This is a genomic window from Amycolatopsis tucumanensis (genome assembly GCF_021654135.1).
Classification (GTDB): Bacteria; Actinomycetota; Actinomycetes; order Mycobacteriales; family Pseudonocardiaceae; genus Amycolatopsis_E; species Amycolatopsis_E tucumanensis.
In genome coordinates this window covers 1-15023 of record NZ_JAKGSD010000058.1, presented here as the reverse complement: position 1 = coordinate 15023, position 15023 = coordinate 1, and the positions used below count along the sequence as shown (strand labels likewise).

Annotated in this window: 16 protein-coding genes; 9 read left to right on the top strand and 7 right to left on the bottom strand. The window is 71.6% G+C overall.

The genetic code is table 11. The annotated features are described in order from the left end of the window. The first annotated feature begins 48 nt into the window (after positions 1-48). Positions 49-1383: an MFS transporter gene (locus L2C96_RS36735; protein ID WP_237339462.1), complete on the top strand. Its 1335-nt coding sequence runs from the start codon at positions 49-51 to the stop codon at positions 1381-1383. Here L2C96_RS36735 and L2C96_RS36730 read toward each other — a convergent pair whose 3' ends face one another. Continuing rightward, a complete protein-coding gene (locus L2C96_RS36730) occupies positions 1384-2373 on the bottom strand; it encodes a YihY/virulence factor BrkB family protein (RefSeq protein WP_020422036.1) in 990 nt (329 codons plus the stop codon). Between the two features lie 61 nt (positions 2374-2434). After that, positions 2435-2833 carry a MarR family winged helix-turn-helix transcriptional regulator gene (locus L2C96_RS36725; protein ID WP_237339461.1) on the bottom strand — a complete coding sequence of 133 codons (399 nt, stop codon included), beginning with the start codon at positions 2831-2833 and terminating at the stop codon, positions 2435-2437. A gap of 85 nt (positions 2834-2918) precedes the next feature. Between L2C96_RS36725 and L2C96_RS36720 the strand changes: the two genes are divergently transcribed. Beyond that, on the top strand, positions 2919-4343 hold the full coding sequence (locus L2C96_RS36720; RefSeq protein WP_237339460.1) for an MFS transporter: 1425 nt from the start codon (positions 2919-2921) through the stop codon (positions 4341-4343). A 40-nt stretch (positions 4344-4383) separates the two neighbouring features. On the opposite strand, the gene L2C96_RS36715 is transcribed toward L2C96_RS36720, so the two are convergent. Next, positions 4384-4884: an endonuclease V gene (locus L2C96_RS36715; protein ID WP_237339459.1), complete on the bottom strand. Its 501-nt coding sequence runs from the start codon at positions 4882-4884 to the stop codon at positions 4384-4386. Between the two features lie 17 nt (positions 4885-4901). Here L2C96_RS36715 and L2C96_RS36710 point away from each other — a divergent pair, with 17 nt between their 5' ends. From L2C96_RS36710 to L2C96_RS36695, 4 genes are all read left to right on the top strand, one after another. Further along, complete coding sequence (locus L2C96_RS36710) at positions 4902-5141, top strand: hypothetical protein (RefSeq protein WP_237339458.1); 240 nt, start codon at positions 4902-4904, stop codon at positions 5139-5141. A 57-nt stretch (positions 5142-5198) separates the two neighbouring features. Then, positions 5199-5681, top strand: a complete 483-nt coding sequence (locus L2C96_RS36705; protein ID WP_020422031.1) for an SLATT domain-containing protein — start codon at positions 5199-5201, stop codon at positions 5679-5681. Positions 5682-5782: 101 nt separating this feature from the next. Beyond that, positions 5783-6739 (top strand): daunorubicin resistance protein DrrA family ABC transporter ATP-binding protein, encoded by a 957-nt coding sequence (locus tag L2C96_RS36700; protein WP_020422030.1) that lies wholly within the window; start codon positions 5783-5785, stop codon positions 6737-6739. After that, positions 6739-7515: an ABC transporter permease gene (locus L2C96_RS36695; RefSeq protein ID WP_237339457.1), complete on the top strand. Its 777-nt coding sequence runs from the start codon at positions 6739-6741 to the stop codon at positions 7513-7515. The genes L2C96_RS36700 and L2C96_RS36695 overlap by 1 nt, the downstream gene beginning before the upstream one ends. Here the strand turns inward: L2C96_RS36695 and L2C96_RS36690 are convergent. The 4 genes from L2C96_RS36690 to L2C96_RS36675 are packed head-to-tail and all read right to left on the bottom strand — an operon-like array spanning position 7493 to position 13068. Then, a complete protein-coding gene (locus tag L2C96_RS36690) occupies positions 7493-10609 on the bottom strand; it encodes an ATP-binding protein (RefSeq protein ID WP_237339456.1) in 3117 nt (1038 codons plus the stop codon). The two genes, L2C96_RS36695 and L2C96_RS36690, sit on opposite strands and share 23 nt — an antisense overlap. Then, positions 10606-11010 carry an MmcQ/YjbR family DNA-binding protein gene (locus L2C96_RS36685; RefSeq protein WP_237339455.1) on the bottom strand — a complete coding sequence of 135 codons (405 nt, stop codon included), beginning with the start codon at positions 11008-11010 and terminating at the stop codon, positions 10606-10608. Before L2C96_RS36685 ends, L2C96_RS36690 begins: the two co-directional genes overlap by 4 nt. A 9-nt stretch (positions 11011-11019) precedes the next feature. Beyond that, positions 11020-11631 (bottom strand): TetR/AcrR family transcriptional regulator C-terminal domain-containing protein, encoded by a 612-nt coding sequence (locus L2C96_RS36680; RefSeq protein WP_237339454.1) that lies wholly within the window; start codon positions 11629-11631, stop codon positions 11020-11022. A 24-nt stretch (positions 11632-11655) separates the two neighbouring features. After that, positions 11656-13068, bottom strand: a complete 1413-nt coding sequence (locus tag L2C96_RS36675; RefSeq protein ID WP_237339453.1) for an FAD-dependent monooxygenase — start codon at positions 13066-13068, stop codon at positions 11656-11658. A 27-nt stretch (positions 13069-13095) separates the two neighbouring features. Here L2C96_RS36675 and L2C96_RS36670 point away from each other — a divergent pair, with 27 nt between their 5' ends. Genes L2C96_RS36670 through L2C96_RS36660 form a run of 3 tightly spaced genes read left to right on the top strand, consistent with a single transcriptional unit; the run spans position 13096 to position 14359 of the window. Then, positions 13096-13503 carry a RidA family protein gene (locus L2C96_RS36670; protein WP_237339452.1) on the top strand — a complete coding sequence of 136 codons (408 nt, stop codon included), beginning with the start codon at positions 13096-13098 and terminating at the stop codon, positions 13501-13503. 30 nt (positions 13504-13533) lie between these two features. Beyond that, the gene (locus L2C96_RS36665) at positions 13534-13944 is read left to right on the top strand and encodes an ArsR/SmtB family transcription factor (RefSeq protein ID WP_039791908.1); all 411 of its coding nucleotides are present in this window, start codon (positions 13534-13536) and stop codon (positions 13942-13944) included. Then, positions 13880-14359 carry an SRPBCC family protein gene (locus L2C96_RS36660; RefSeq protein WP_237339451.1) on the top strand — a complete coding sequence of 160 codons (480 nt, stop codon included), beginning with the start codon at positions 13880-13882 and terminating at the stop codon, positions 14357-14359. The genes L2C96_RS36665 and L2C96_RS36660 overlap by 65 nt, the downstream gene beginning before the upstream one ends. Positions 14360-15023 lie beyond the last annotated feature (664 nt).

The following is a 15023-nucleotide window of genomic DNA, read 5'->3' as shown; positions in this document are numbered from 1 at the left end:
ACTAATCAAACCTTTGATCTTCTTTCCAATGGCGGGAAGGGATGGCCCATGACGCACACGCCCGAGGCCTCGGCCCGGACGAGCTCGGCGCACGACGGCCGGCAGCTGCGCCGCGTCGTCGGCGCGAGCCTCGTCGGCACGACCATCGAGTGGTACGACTTCTTCATCTACGCCTCGGCCGCGAGCCTGGTGTTCGGCAAGCAGTTCTTCCCCTCGCTGGACGGGACCGCGGCGCTGCTGGCCTCGTTCGCGACGCTCGGGGTGAGCTTCGTGGCGCGGCCGATCGGCGGGATCGTCGCCGGGCACCTCGGTGACCGGGTCGGCCGCAAGGCGGTTCTTGTCGCGACCCTGCTGCTGATGGGGATTTCCACGATCGGTGTCGGGCTGCTGCCCGGCTACGACTCGATCGGTGTCGCCGCGCCGGTGCTGCTCGTCGTGCTGCGGCTGCTGCAGGGCCTGTCCGCGGGCGGTGAGTGGGGCGGCGCGGCGCTGATGTCGGTGGAGCACGCGCCGTCCGGCCGCCGCGGCTACTTCGGCTCGTTCCCGCAGATCGGCGTGCCGATCGGGTTGCTGCTGGCGAACCTGGTGTTCTTCAGCGTGTCCGCCGCGACCACCGACGACCAGTTCGCGCGCTGGGGCTGGCGGATCCCGTTCCTGCTCAGCGTGGTGCTGATCGCGGTCGGCTTCTTCGTGCGGGCCAGGGTCTCGGAGAGCCCGGTGTTCAGCGAGCTGCGCGCCCGCCGCGCCCGCCGGTCGGCGCCGCTGGCCGAGCTGCTGCGCACCAACCGGCGTGAGCTCGTCGTCGCGATCGGGCTGTTCATCGCCAACAACATGGTCGGCTACATCCTGATCGCGTTCATCAACTCCTACGGCACCCGCACGCTCAAGCTGTCCAGCACGACGATGTTGTTCGTCGGCATGGTCGGCGCGGTGTCGTGGGGTGTGTTCACGCTGCTGGCCGGGCACTGGTCGGACCGCTGGGGCAGGCGGAAGACCTACCTCGTCGGCACGCTGGCGATGGGCGCCTGGACGTTCCCGTTCTTCCTGCTGTTCGACACCCGCTCGGTGCCGCTCATGCTGGCCGCGGTGATCGTGCTGGGCTTCGGGCTCGGCCTGACCTACGGCCCGCAGGCAGCGGCTTACAGCGAGCTGTTCCCGGCCGGCATCCGGTACAGCGGGGTGTCCTTCGCCTACGCCTTCGGCGCCATCCTCGGCGGCGGGTTCGCGCCGCTGGTGTCGACCTGGCTCGTCGGGGAGACCGGCACGTCGCTGTCGGTGTCGGGCTACATGCTGGTGGCCTGCCTGGTGACGCTGGCCGCGGTCCTCGCCCTGCGCGAACGTCCCGCCGCGGAGCGGGAGGCGTTCGTCACCGGCGCCGAGTAGTCAGCGGCGCTGCTCGGGCGGGAACTCGGTGTCCACCCGTTCCTGCTCGTGGTAGGAGCGTTCCTCCGCGTAGGACTCGTAAGCGCGGTGGTCGGCGTCCGTCTCCGGGGCGCCGACCAGCGCGCGCGGGTGCAGCCGGTCCTTGAGCACGACGTTGAGCTGCGCGCCGAGCAACGTGATGATGCTCTGCAGGTAGAACCACCAGAGCAGCGTGATGACCGTGGCGAACGTGCCGTAGGTGCTCTGCGCGTTCTGCAGGTAGCGGCTGATGATCAGCGACGAAAGCGTTTGCAGGACCCAGAACAGCACGCCGGAGAGCACCGCGCCGGGCAGCACGTCGCGGGTGGAGATGTCGCGGTCGGTGAGGATCCGGAACGCGGCGACGAACAACGCGATGTCCAGGACGATCGCGACGGCGTAGCCCAGGATCCGGCCCAGCCACCCCAGGTTCAGCAGGTCCGTGCCGCTGGAGACGAACCCGCTGATGAGCGTGCTCACCACCAGGCCGAGCCCGATCGTCACCAGCACGAGCACGCTGCGGCCGATCTGCTCGGGCAGGCTCGGGCGCGCGTGGAACGGCAGCTCCCACACCGAGTTGAACGCGGTCTGGGTGGCGCGCACGACCGCGATCCCGCTCCACAGCGCGGTCACCAGCCCGAGGACCAGCGCCCACACCGAGCCGCCGAAGCCCTGCATGGTGGCGGGGTCCAGCAGCGGGAACATCGACCCGACGTGCCCGAGGACGTCGCCCTTCAGGTCGTCCGGCACGAAGAACCCGAGCAGGGTGATCAGGACGAGGAACAGCGGGAAGATCGAGAAGAACGCCCAGAACGCGATCATGCTCGCCAGGTTCGTGGACTGGTCCTCAACGAACTTCTTCACCACGGCGACCGGCACGGAGAGCGCGGTGTGCTGCTGCTGCACCGCGTCCGCGCGGTCGAGGCCGGCCTTCGCCTTGCTGACAACGCTTTCCCTGTTGTGCTCGCTCACGGTTGCACTCCCACCGTCGGCGTCTGCGCGATGGCGGTGAGCTACCCCGTGGAGCGGCGGGTCAACCGGCCTTCGTCAGATGCGCCTCGCCGAGCGTGGCGCGCAGCACCGCGCGGTGGGTCGGCTTCGCCTCCTCGTAGCGGCGCCGCCCGGCGTCGGTGAGCGAGACGAAGATGCCGCGCCGGTCCTGCTCGCACATCGCGCGCTCGACCAGGCCCTCCTTCTCCAGGCGGGCGACCAGGCGCGAGGTGGCGCTCTGGCTCAGGTGCACCGCCTCCAGGAGGTCGGCGGAGCGGCACTTGAAGTCGCAGGTCGCGAGCCGTTCGAGGGCCTCGAACTCGCTGACCCCGATGCCGTGCGCTTCCTGCAGGCGGCATTCCAGCTCGCCGAAGACGGTCGCGTGCAGGGCCAGCAGCTCGTGCCACTGCTGCACCAGCCGGCCTTCGGCGACGTCACCCATGGCGACACCTTAGCATGCACGGGAATCTGATGCAAAGACATTAAATCCCCTTGCATTAGATGCGCGCGCATGTAACCTGGCTGCCATGACTTCTCCTGCGCACCTGTCCACCACGTCGACGCGGTGGGACGCACGGCTGTGGGCCGTGCTGCTCACCGTGTCCACGGTCGTGGGGCTGGACGCCCTCGACGTCTCGATGGTCGGCGTCGCGCTGCCGTCCATCCAGGCCGATCTTGGCCTGTCGACCAGCGCGTTGCAGTGGGTCGTGAGCGGGTACGTGCTCGGTTACGGCGGGCTGCTCCTGCTCGGCGGCCGCACGGCGGACCTGCTCGGGCGGCGGCGGGTGTTCCTCGTCGCGGTGGCCGTGTTCGCGGTCGCGTCGCTGCTCGGCGGTCTCGTCGACAACGGCGCGCTGCTCATCGCGAGCCGCTTCATCAAGGGCCTGGCGGCGGCCTTCACCGCGCCGGCCGCGCTGTCGATCATCACCACGACGTTCCAGGAGGGCCCGGCCCGCAACCGCGCCATCAGCATCTTCGCGGTGTTCGGCGCCAGCGGGTACTCGGCGGGCCTGGTGTTCTCCGGGCTGCTGACCGAGGTCGGCTGGCGGTGGACGTTCCTGCTGCCGGTGCCGATCGCGTTGATCGCGCTGGTGTCGGCGATCAAGGTCGTCCCGGCCTACGAGCGGGACCACTCGGCGGGGGGCTACGACCTGCCCGGCGCGATCACCGGTGCCGCCGGGTCGCTGCTGCTGGTGTTCGGTGTCGTCGAGGCGCCGGAGGCCGGGTGGGCCTCGCCGCAGAGTTTGATCACCTTCGTCGTCGCGGCGGCGCTGCTGACCGCGTTCGTGTTGATCGAAAAGCGCAGCAGCCACCCGTTGCTGCGGCTGGGCATCCTGCGCTCCGGGCCGCTGGCGCGGGCGAACCTGGGGGCGGCGCTGTTCTTCGGGGCCTACATCGGGTTCCAGTTCGTGGTGATGCTGTACCTGCAGGACGTGCTGGGGTGGTCGGCGCTGGAGACCGCGCTCGGGTTCCTGCCTGCCGCGCTGATCGTCGCGTTCGGTTCGCCGCGGATCGAGCCGCTGATCGACCGGGTCGGCACGTCGCGCACGATCCTCGGTGGCGTGCTGGCGCACGTGCTCGCCTACGTGCTGTTCCTGCGCGTCGACGAGCACTCGGGGTACGCCGGTTCGGTGCTGCCGAGCATGATCCTGCTCGGCATCGGCTTCACCCTGGCCTTCTCGTCCCTGAACATCCAGGCGACGACCGGCATCAGCGACAACGAGCAGGGACTCGCCGGTGGCCTGCTGAACACGTCGCTGCAGGTCGGCGGCGCGATCGGCCTGGCGATCGTGACGGCGGTGCTGACGGGCAGCGGTGAGGGCAACCTGCTGACCGGCCTGACCCCGGCGCTGGCGGTCATCACCGGCATCGCGGCGCTCGGACTGCTGATCGCGCTGTCCGGCGTGGTGCGCCTGCGGCGGGCGCCGGAACCGGAACTCGCCCGGGTCTGATCGCGGGGGTGGTGGGGCCCGTCCACGGGGGGACGGGCCCCTACTCGCGTGACAGCCGGTCGACGCGGCGCAGCGCGTCCGGCAGGCGGTGGGGGCCGGCCATCGTCCGGACGATCCGCGCGGCCTCGTCCGGCGCGAGGCCGATCGCGGTGACGTGGAGGGGCCGGACCGCCTTGCCGCGCAGCACCGGAATGGCGTGCGTGGCGGTGCGGAAGGCCGTCTTGGCGACCCCGATCACCGGGACGCCGAACTCCTCGTGCGCGTGGGCGCCGAGCCCGGGACGGCCGTCCGGGTCGAGGTGCACGTACCCGTCGACGACGAGCAGGTCCACCGGCCCCGCGCGGCGCAGCACCGCGCGCATCGCCGGCAGCTCCCGCAGGTAGAAGGCGCCCGGCCGGTACGGCTCGGCCTCGTCCAGCCGCGCCACGTGCTCCCCGGTGATCTCGGCGAAGGCGGGCCCGGCGGCGAGCACCAACGCCGCCTTGGCGCCACCGGCGTCCGGGTAGTGCACGTCGACCGCCGCGCATCGGGTGTGCCGCATGCCTCCATACTGGTCCCGTGTTTCCCGTCGAGCCGATCCGCCTCCTGCTCAACGAGTGGGATCCGATCGGCGTGGCGGATTCCGTTGACGACGAGTACGACTGCCTGGTCTGGCCGTTGCTGTCCCGTCTGCGCGCGGGCGCCGGCGTGGACGGGATCCGGGAGTACCTGCGCCACGAGATGTCCGACCACTTCGGACTGACAGCCGACGTGGACGCCATCGCCGAGCGGCTCGTGTCCTGGTGGCGCAGCCGGTAGGCCGGGCGCGTCTTCGCAGGCTTCTTCCCGATGATCACGGTCGCCTAAGCTGCCGCGATGGAGGAACCCATCCAGTCGGCGGTGCCGCGTCCCGGGCTGAGCCCGGCCGAGCTGGCACAGGACCTGCTGTCCCGCATCGAGACCGGCAACCGCTACGCGCGGGTCCGCAAGAACCGCTTCCGCCGCCGGTCCGCGCTCGTCCGGGTCGCGACGCTCGTCTTGTCCGGCGCGTCCACGATCATCCTCGGCCTGCAGGACCTGGACTTCTGGGCAGGCCTCGGCTTCGCGCTCGTCGCGCTGGTGACCGTGGTCAACACCCTCGAACCGTTCTTCGCCTGGCGCTCGCTGTGGGTTCTCATGGAGGAGACGCAGTACCGCTTCTACCGGCTGCGCGACGACCTCACCTACTACCTGGCCGAGACCCCGCCCGAGCAGGTGGACCGCGAGGTGATCCGCCGCATGTTCGGCGAGTACCAGGGGATCTGGGACTCGCTCGGCGAGCGCTGGCTGAGCCACCGCCGTCCCGGCGAAGGTCCCTGAAACCCCGCCCCGCCACCCCTGAAACCGGCTTGAAGCCCTCCTGAAGCCGCCTCCTCCGAAGCTCGTCACCAGCAACGGAACAGCACACGGAGGAGGGGGCTTTGACCACCACCACGACCACCCCGGCCATCGAGGTCGCCGGGCTGCGCAAGGCGTTCGGGGACAAGGTCGTGCTCGGCGGGATCGATCTGCGCATCCCGGCCGGCTCGATCTTCGCCCTGCTCGGGCCCAACGGCGCGGGCAAGACGACCATGGTCCAGATCCTGTCTACCTACCTGCGGGCCGACTCCGGCAGCGCCCGCATCGCCGGGCACGACGTCGCCGCGGAGGCCGACCGCGTTCGCGCCGCCATCGGCGTCACCGGCCAGTTCTCCGCCGTCGACAACAAGCTGACCGCCGAGGAGAACCTCTGGCTGATGGCGGACCTGCACCACCTGCCCAAGGCCGAGGGCCGCCGCAGGGCAGCCGAGCTGCTCGAACGCTTCGACCTGGTCGAGGCGCGCAAGAAGCTCGCCGCGGTCTACTCGGGCGGCATGCGGCGCCGCCTTGACCTCGCGATGAGCCTGGTCGGCGAGCCGCGCATCATCTTCCTCGACGAGCCGACCACCGGCCTCGACCCGCGCAGCCGCCACACCATGTGGGAGATCATCCGCGACCTCGTCGCCCGCGGCGTCACCGTCTTCCTCACCACCCAGTACCTGGAGGAGGCCGACGAGCTGGCCGACCGCATCGCCGTGCTCGACCACGGGGTGTTCGTCGCCGAGGGCAGCCCGGCCGAGCTCAAGCGCCGCATCCCCGGCGGGCACGTCGAGCTCCGCTTCGCCGACGACCGCGCACTCGACCTGGCCGCCCGCACGTTCGGCGAGGTCACCCGCGACGACGAGGCCCGGACCCTGCAGATCCCCAGCGACGGCGGCGTCCGCTCGCTGCGCGCGCTGCTCGACCGCATGGACCACGCCGGCATCGAGCCCGAGGGCCTGTCGGTGCACACCCCTGACCTCGACGACGTCTTCTTCGCCCTGACCGGCCACCCCACCGAAGAGAAGGTCTCCCGCTGATGTTCACCGATTCCGCCACCATGCTGCGGCGCAACCTGCGCCACGCGATGCGCTACCCGTCCATGACCGCGAGCGTCGTCGCCGTCCCGATCATGATGCTGCTGTTGTTCAACTACGTCTTCGGCGGCGCGATCGGCAACGGCATCGCGGGCGCCCCGGCCGGCGGCGGCGACTACCTCGGCTACCTCGTGCCCGGCATCCTGCTGCTCACCATCGGCTCGGCCTCGATGCCGGTCGCCGTCGCGATCTGCACCGACCTGACCGAAGGCATCGTCGCCCGGTTCCGCACCATGGCGATCGCCCGCGCGTCCGTCCTCACCGGACACGTCATCGGCAACGTCATCCAGACCGTGGTGAGCCTCGTGATCGTCCTCGCGGTGGCCGTCGCGATGGGGTTCCGCACCTCGGCCGGCTTCGGCGACTGGCTGCTCGCGGCCGCCGTCCTGCTGCTGCTCACGCTCGGACTGAGCTGGTTCTCCGCCGCGCTCGGCCAGGTCTCCAAGACCCCGGAGGGCGCCAGCAACGTGGTGCTGCCGATGACCTTCCTGCTGCCGTTCCTGTCCAGCGCCTTCGTGCCGCTGGACTCGATGCCCGCCGGCATCCGCTGGTTCGCCGAGTACCAGCCGTTCACCGCCGTCATCGAAACCCTGCGCGGCCTGCTCGCCGGCACGCCGATCGGCTGGTACGGCTGGGGCGCCATCGGCTGGGGCGCGGGGATCACCGTCCTCGGCTACTTCTGGTCCAAGCGCCTGTTCAACCGGGAACCGACCCGCTGAGCAGGTCCAGCGCCGCCAGGCGCAGCTCGTCCGGCCCGAGGCCGGCGTACTCCGACACCGCGTCGGCGTACGCCGGCCCGTCGGCTTTCTCGGCGGCGGCCCGGAACCCGGCGGGTGTCATGGTCGGCTGGAAGTTGCGCAGGAACCCGAGCCGCTCGGCCAGCGCCACCAGCCGCACCCCGGTGCGGTCCCCGCGGTCGAGTGCGAGCACACCGAGCGCGAGCAGGACGGTGCCGCGCACCGGCATCCCGATCAGGTAGGCGGGCACCTTCGCCGCGCTCTCGCTGAACAACGGCGGCGCCAGCGGGGGGAGCTCGGCGACCAGGTCGGCGACCAGTCCGAGCCTGCCGTGCTGCGCGTGCGCGATCACGGTGACGCAGAGCAGCTCCAGCGACCACGCGTCCAGGCCGGGCGCCTCCGGCAGGGGGAGCACGCCACTGTCCCGCTGACGGGCCACCGCCTGCCGCCACAGCGCGAGCCCTTGGTCGATTTCGTTGCGCGCCAAGGCGATTTCGGCGCGCACCCCCAGGTCGAAGGTGATGACGTCGAACCGGTCCTCGCCGCCGCCCGGGCTCGTCTTCGCCAGCCAGCGTTCGGCCTCGTCGACCGCGCCGCTCTGCAGGGCGGCGAGCATGAGCCCCCACCGGATGCCGATCGTGTCGGGCCACGGCGCGAGCTCCGCCAGCACCCGCATCGCGACCAGCAGGTGCCGCGTGGCTTCGTCCGGTTCGCCGCGCTGCAGGTACAGCTCGCCGAGCCGGGCGCGGGCCATCAACCGGACCCACGGCAGACCGGAATCGCCCGCCGCGTCCAGCATCCGCACCGCCGAGGCGAGTGCCTGCTCGCCGTCGCCCGCGGTCTCCCACCAGTAGCTGTGCACGGCGTGCGCGACGAACGCGAGCAGCGGCTGATCGCTGTCGCCCAGGGCGCCGAGTTCGCGGGGATCGATCTTGGGGAGCGTGGACAGGACGGTGGACAGCGCCCGGACCAGCGTCGTCGGCGGCGCTTCGGGCAGCCGCCGCAGGACGACCAGCGACCGCACCGCGCGCGGACCCTGGAGCATGAAGGTCGTGGTGGCGCACACGGTCGCGGCCGTGCGGGTCACCTCGACGAACTCCGGTTTCGGGTGGAAGTGCGCGAGCACCGCCGGGACGTCCGTGGTGAGCGCGGCCATGCGCGAGTAGTTGGAGTCGGCCGTCCACAGCGCGCCCAGCGCCGCCGCCGTGGCCGCGACGGTCGCGCCGTCCGCCCGCTCGATGCCCAGCCGCATCGCCGTCAGGAGGTTGTCCTGCTCGACGCGGATCCGCTCGCTCGCCGTGTACGGGTCGGGACCGAACACCGGTTCGTGGTGGGCCAGGCCGAAATCCCGTGCCCACGCCAGGAAATCCTCGGTGGCGCGCGCGGTCCCGCCGGCTTCGTCGAGGCGGGCGGCGCTGAACTCGCGCACCGTCTCCAGCATCCGGAACCTCGCGCCGACGGGAGTGTCGACGACCTTCAGCAGGGACTGACCGGACAGCTCCTCCAGCACGTCGAGCGTGTCGCGGCTGCCGAGCAGGTGGCGCGCGGCGTCCTCGGTGAACCCGCCGGGGAACACCGACAACGCCTGCATCGCCACCTGCGCGTGCTCGTCGAGGAGGTTCCAACTCCAGTCCACGACGGCCTGCAGCGTCCGGTGCCGCTGGGGCGCGTCGCGCGGGCCGCCGCGCAGCAGCGCGAACCGGTCGGTGAGGCGCCGCGCGATCTCCGCGACCGACAGCACGCGCACCCGCGCCGCCGCGAGTTCCACCGCCAGCGGCAGCCCGTCGAGGTGGCGGCACAGCGCGGCCACGGTGTCCGCGGGCAGGTCGACGTCCGGCCGCGCGGCCCGTGCGCGCTGGACGAACAGCTCGATCGTCGTGTCGAGGTCCAGTTCCGGCAGCGGGTACACCGACTCCGACGACAGGCCGAGCGGCGCGCGGCTGGTGACGAGCACGCGCAGGTCCCGCGTCATCGACACCAAGGCCCGGACCAGCTCCGAAACCCCGTCGAGGACGTGCTCGCAGTTGTCCAGCACCAGCAGCGCCGGTGCGGCGCCGAGGACTTCGGCGATGCCGGTCAGGTCGTCGGGCGGCGGCGGACTCGGGGTGCGGCGCGCCTCGCCGACGGCGAGCGCGGTCGCGACGTGCCCGGCCACGTCCGCGTCGGCGCGGACGCCGGCCAGCCCGACGAAGTGGACCAGCGGCTGTTCGGCGTCCCGGCCGATCGAATGCGCGAGGCGGGTCTTGCCCAGCCCGCCGGGACCGACGATCGAGGTGACCCGGGACCGGCGCAGCAGCTGCGTGACCGCCGCGATGTCGTCCGCGCGGCCCAGCAGCGGGTTGGGCTCGTGCGGGATGCCGTGGCGGACCGCGGGCCGCTCCCCGGCGAGCGTTTCCCGTTGCCAAGCCTGGAGTTCCGGGCCGGGATCGGTGCCGAGCTGGTCCCGCAGCTCGCGGCGGTAGGACTCGAACCGGGCCAGCGCCGCGGACGGCCCGGCGGTCGCGGACTCCGAGCGCAGCAGCTCCAGCAGGACTTCCTCGTCACGCGGCCGGTCCGCCGCCGCGGCGGTGAGCGGTTCGACCGCCTCGGCGTGGCGGCCGAGCCGGGACAGCGCCAGCCCGCGGGCGCGCACGAGGAAGAGGTGGGCGGCACGGCGTTCGCGGCGCAAGGTGGACAGCGGGTCCAGCGCGTCGTCGGCGGTGCCATCCCAGAGCGCGAGCCCGGCGTCGGCCTCGGCGAGCGCGGTCGCGGGATCGTCCGCGCGGGCCGCGGACACGTGCTGGAGCAGCGCGGCGGCGTCGACCTGAGCGGGTTCGAGCGTGAGGCGGTACCCGGTTGGCGTGCTGGCGATGAGGTCGGGGCCGAGCTGCGAGCGGGCGCGCGAAACCAGGATCTGCAGCGCCTTCACCGGGTTCTCCGGCTGCTCGTCCGGCCACAGCCCGTCCACGAGCCGCCCGGTGCCGCAGCCGGTGGTGAGGTCGGCGGCGAGCAGCGCGAGGAGGTCGCGCAGCCGGGGCGCGGTGATCTCCCGGCCGCGGCAGGTCACCCGCGGCAGCAGGGTCAGTTCGACGGTCACCGGGCCGGCTTGCCGGATCCGCGGGGCGTCTTCTCCTGGCTGAGCGCGACCCACTGCAGCTTCTCCTGCTCCCGGCGCGGCAGCCCGGAGACGACCAGGTCGTAGGAGTCCTCGACCATTTCCCGCACCAGGTCCTCGGGGACGCCGCCGTCCAGCACGACGGTGTTCCAGTGCCGCTTGTTCAGGTGGTACCCGGCGGTGATCTCCGGGTGGTCGCGGCGCAGCTGCACCGCGAGGTCCGGATCGCACTTGAGGCTGACCCGCAGCGGCTTCGACTCGAGCGGGCTGAGGGCGAACATCTTGCCCGCGACCTTGAACACGCTGTTGGCCTCGCCGAACGGGAACTCCTCGCGGGCCCCCGGCAGCGACAGGCACAGTCGTTTGAGTTCGCCTGGCGTCATGGGTTCAGGCTAGCCACGTGCGGCCGTGTCCAGGATGCGGTCGAGCCCGAACTCGAAGCGGCGGGTGAACTCGTTGTCCACGAGGTGCGGCAGGACGCGGGCCAGCGCGGGGTGGCTGTCCGGGGTGACCGCGGATTCCAGCAGGCCGGCCACCGCGCCCGCCGCACCCTGCTCTTCCTGCGTGAGGCCGAGCGTGAAGTAGAGGATCGTCCAGCAGGTCCAGCCCGCGTCGCGCGGTTCGAGGCCACCGTCGAGCAGGGCGGCGACCAGCGCTTCCGCGGCGCGCAGGGTGGCCGGCTCGGCGACGAACGTCCCGGCCACGGCGAACGCGCCGTCCCGGTGGGCCAGCAGCGCGCGGCGGAAGCGGCGGGCCAGCTCGGCGGTGCGGTCCCGCCAGTCGTCCGGGAGCCCGTCGAAGGAGATGCCGGCGAAGATCGCCTCGGCCATCAGCTCACGCAGCCGCGCCTTGGTCTTGACGTGCCAGGAGACGGTGTTGAGCCGGACACCGAGCCGCCGCGCGACGGCGCGCAGGCTGACGGCCTCCAGGCCCTCTTCGTCCAGCAGGTCGAGCGCGGCCCGGACGATCTCGTCGCGCCGGCTGTCGCCGTTCCGGGTGATCACCGGGCGATGCTAGCCAGGTGGCCGTCAGCGGTGCTGGTCAGGCTCGCCGCTGGGGGTCACCTCCGCGACATGGCCGTCGGGGCGGATGAGGGCGGTGTCGAGCGCGGCCCAGTCCGGCCGGTCGTCCAGTGGGCGTCCGTGGTGGACGATCGCGCCGGGGGCAGCGGGGCCGGGCTCGTCGCGGAAGTCCAGCAGCACCGGGCGTCCCGCGTGCAGGAGCCGGAAGAGCGTGGTGTCACCGAACTTCAGGTTCGGCGCACGGGTGCCGGTGAGCGGGTGCGCGCCGGCGTAGCGGACGGACAAACCGGACAGCCGCTCGGCGAGGGTCTTGGCGAACGCGGGCTGTTCGGCGATGAGGGTGCTGAGCAGCGACCGCAGACGGCGGCCGTCGGGGGAGAACGCGGTCATCAGCGCGGTCTGCGCCTGGGTGTGCTCCAGGAGTTCGGCGCCGACCGGGTGGCGTTCGTCGTGGTAGGTGTCGAGCAGGTCGTCGGGCGCCTCGCCGCGCACGACCGCGCCCAGCTTCCAGCCGAGGTTCATCGCATCCTGCAGGCCGACGTTGAGCCCGACGCCACCGGCCGGCATGTGCATGTGGGCGGCGTCGCCGGCGAGCAGGACGCGTCCCCGGCGGTAGCGGGTGGCCTGGCGGCTGGCGTTGGAGAACCGGGACAGCCACGCGGGGGAGTGCATGCCGAAGTCGCGGCCGGCGATGGCGGTGACCTTGGCGCGCAGCTCGTCGAGGGTGAGTTCGCCGGGGCGGTCGGCGCGGATGTCGTCGGGGCTGTGGCCGACCAGCCGGTGCAGGCCGCCGGGCAGCGGGACGGCCAGGAGGAGCCCGTCCGCGGTCGCGCGGCTGTAGGAGCCCGCGGACGGCGGGTCGGTCAGCACGACGTCCCCGAGCCAGCCGTACACGGACGCCGACGTGCCGGGAAAGTCGATCCCGGCGGCGGCGCGGACGGTGCTGCGGGTGCCGTCGCAGCCCACGACGTACGCGGCGGCGATCGTGTACCCGCCATCTGGGCCGTCGACTGTCACGCGCACTTCGCCGGGGTGTTCGGTGAGGCCGGTGACGCGGTGGCCGCGCCGGATGTCCGCGCCCCTGTCGCGTGCGTGGTCTTCCAGCAGTTCCTCGGTGCGCGCCTGCAGGAGCGCCAGGGTGATCGGGAAATCGGTGTCGAGCAGGGCGAAGTCCAGGCGGTCGTCGAGCACGGCGAAGTGCCCCTGCGGGATGGGGATCCCTTCGGCCAGGAGGGGCTGCTCGACGCCGCGTGAGGCGAGCACCTCGATGGTGCGCGGGTGGATGGTGAGCGCCTTCGAGTGCGGGTCCCGTTCGGTGCGCTGTTCGAGGACGGTCACTTCGGCGCCGGCGAGGCGGAGTTCCGCGGCCAGCCACAGCCCGGTCGGGCCTGCTCCGGCGATGACGATGTTCTTGGTCACTGACCAAACATAGCCTAGGCTGGGTCGATGACCAAGGATGAGATGCCGCACTACGCCAACCCGGCCGGGCTCTTCGCGCTGCCCGAGATGTTCAGCCTGTCCGTCGCCGTGCCCGCGTCGCGGCTGGTGTTCCTGTCTGGGCAGGTCGCGTGGAACGCGGAGGGTGAACTCGTCGGCGAGGGTGACCACGGCGCGCAGGCGGAGCAGATCGCGCGCAACATCGACATCGCGCTCGCCGCGGCCGGCACGAGTCGTGAGCACCTGGTCAAGCACACGATCTACGTCGCCGGATATCGCCCGGAGCTGGCGGAGGCGATCCTCGCGCCGATGCGTGCCGGGGTGACCACGCGTTCGGCGAGCACGCTGGTCGGCGTCCAGACCCTGTTCGACCCCCGCTACCTGGTCGAAATCGATGCAGTTGCCTGGATTCCTTGACGCATTCCCATATGGGTATATATTTGGTGCATGGCAAGGGCAGCGACTACGGCGGACGCGTTCAACGCGGTGGCCGAACCTCGGCGGCGGCAGATCCTCGATCTGCTGGCCGGCGGGGAGAAGCCGGTGAACGAGCTGGTGTCGGTGCTCGGGCTCGCCCAGCCGCTGGTGTCCAAGCACCTGCGGGTCCTGCGGGAGGTGGGTCTGGTGGAGGTTCGCGACTCCGGACGGCAGCGGGTCTACCGCATCAACGCCCGCCCGCTGAAGGACATCCACGAGTGGGTCAGTGGTTACCAGCGGTTGTGGGACGAGCGATTCGACCGCTTGGACGCGGTGTTGGAAGAACTCAGGGAACTGGAGGACGGAGATGAGCACGATGACGACCAGCGGTACGGCGAAGGTGACGCTCCCGGCGGACAACCAGATCCAGATCGTGCGTGAGTTCAACGCGCCGGCGCGGCTGGTGTGGCAGGCGTGGACCACGCCGGAGCTGGTGAAGCGCTGGTGGGCGGGCGAGCGTGGCGAGGTCACGTCCGTCGAGGTCGACCTGCGGGTCGGCGGGAGATGGCGCAACGTGATGACCGCGAACGGCGGTTTCGAGGTCGCCTTCCACGGTGAGTACCGGGAAATCGTGCCACACGAGCGGATCGTGTCGACCGAGGTGTTCGAAGGCATGCCCGGCGCGGAGTCGCTGAACACGCTGACGCTGACCGAGCACGAGGGACGCACCACGCTGACCGTGCTGGCCGAGTACCCGAACAAGGAAACCCGCGACGGGCACCTGGAGTCCGGCATGGAGGGCGGCATGCAGGAGTCGCTGGACAAGCTGGAGCAGGTCGCGGTGTCGCTCGCCTGACGGCCGGTGGCTGCCTGAGGGCAGGTGGTCTGGCCTGTCGGCTGGTGTCGCTGGCTGACGGCAGGTGGTCTGGCCTGACGGCTGGTGGTGCCGGCCTGAGGGCAGGTGGTCTGGCCCGTCGGCTGGTGTCGCTGGCCTGTCGGCTGGTTCTGGGGCTGCTTCTTCAAGGGTGGGTTCGATGGGCCTCGCTGCGCGAGGCCCATCGGCGTGCGCGCTCTCGGTGAAGGTTCCGCCTGGCGCGGCAGGTTCCGCGCCCCGCCGAGGCAGGATCTGCCTGCGCGGGGCGGCCCGTCCGGTGGATCTGCTTGGCCGGGGGCGGCACGTCCGGTGGGTCCGCTTGGCCCGGGGTGGCACGTCCGGTGGATCCGCTTGGCCGGGCGTAGCGTGGCAGCTCTTCGCTTCACCGGCGCGGCGGCTTGCCCGGGCAAGCTGGCCTGCCCGCGCAAGCCAGCCTGCCGGGGCAAGCCGATGTGCCCGGGCTAGCCGATGTGCCCGGGCTAGCCGGCCTGCCGGGGCTAGGGCGTGTCTGACATTGCGTCGGTCCAGGTGATGACGTCGTGGATGAGGATGGCGGCGCGGTAGACGGTGGCCAACTTGTCGTAGCGGGTGGCGATGCCGCGCCATTGTTTGAGCTGGTTGAAGCTGCGTTCGATGACGTTGCGGC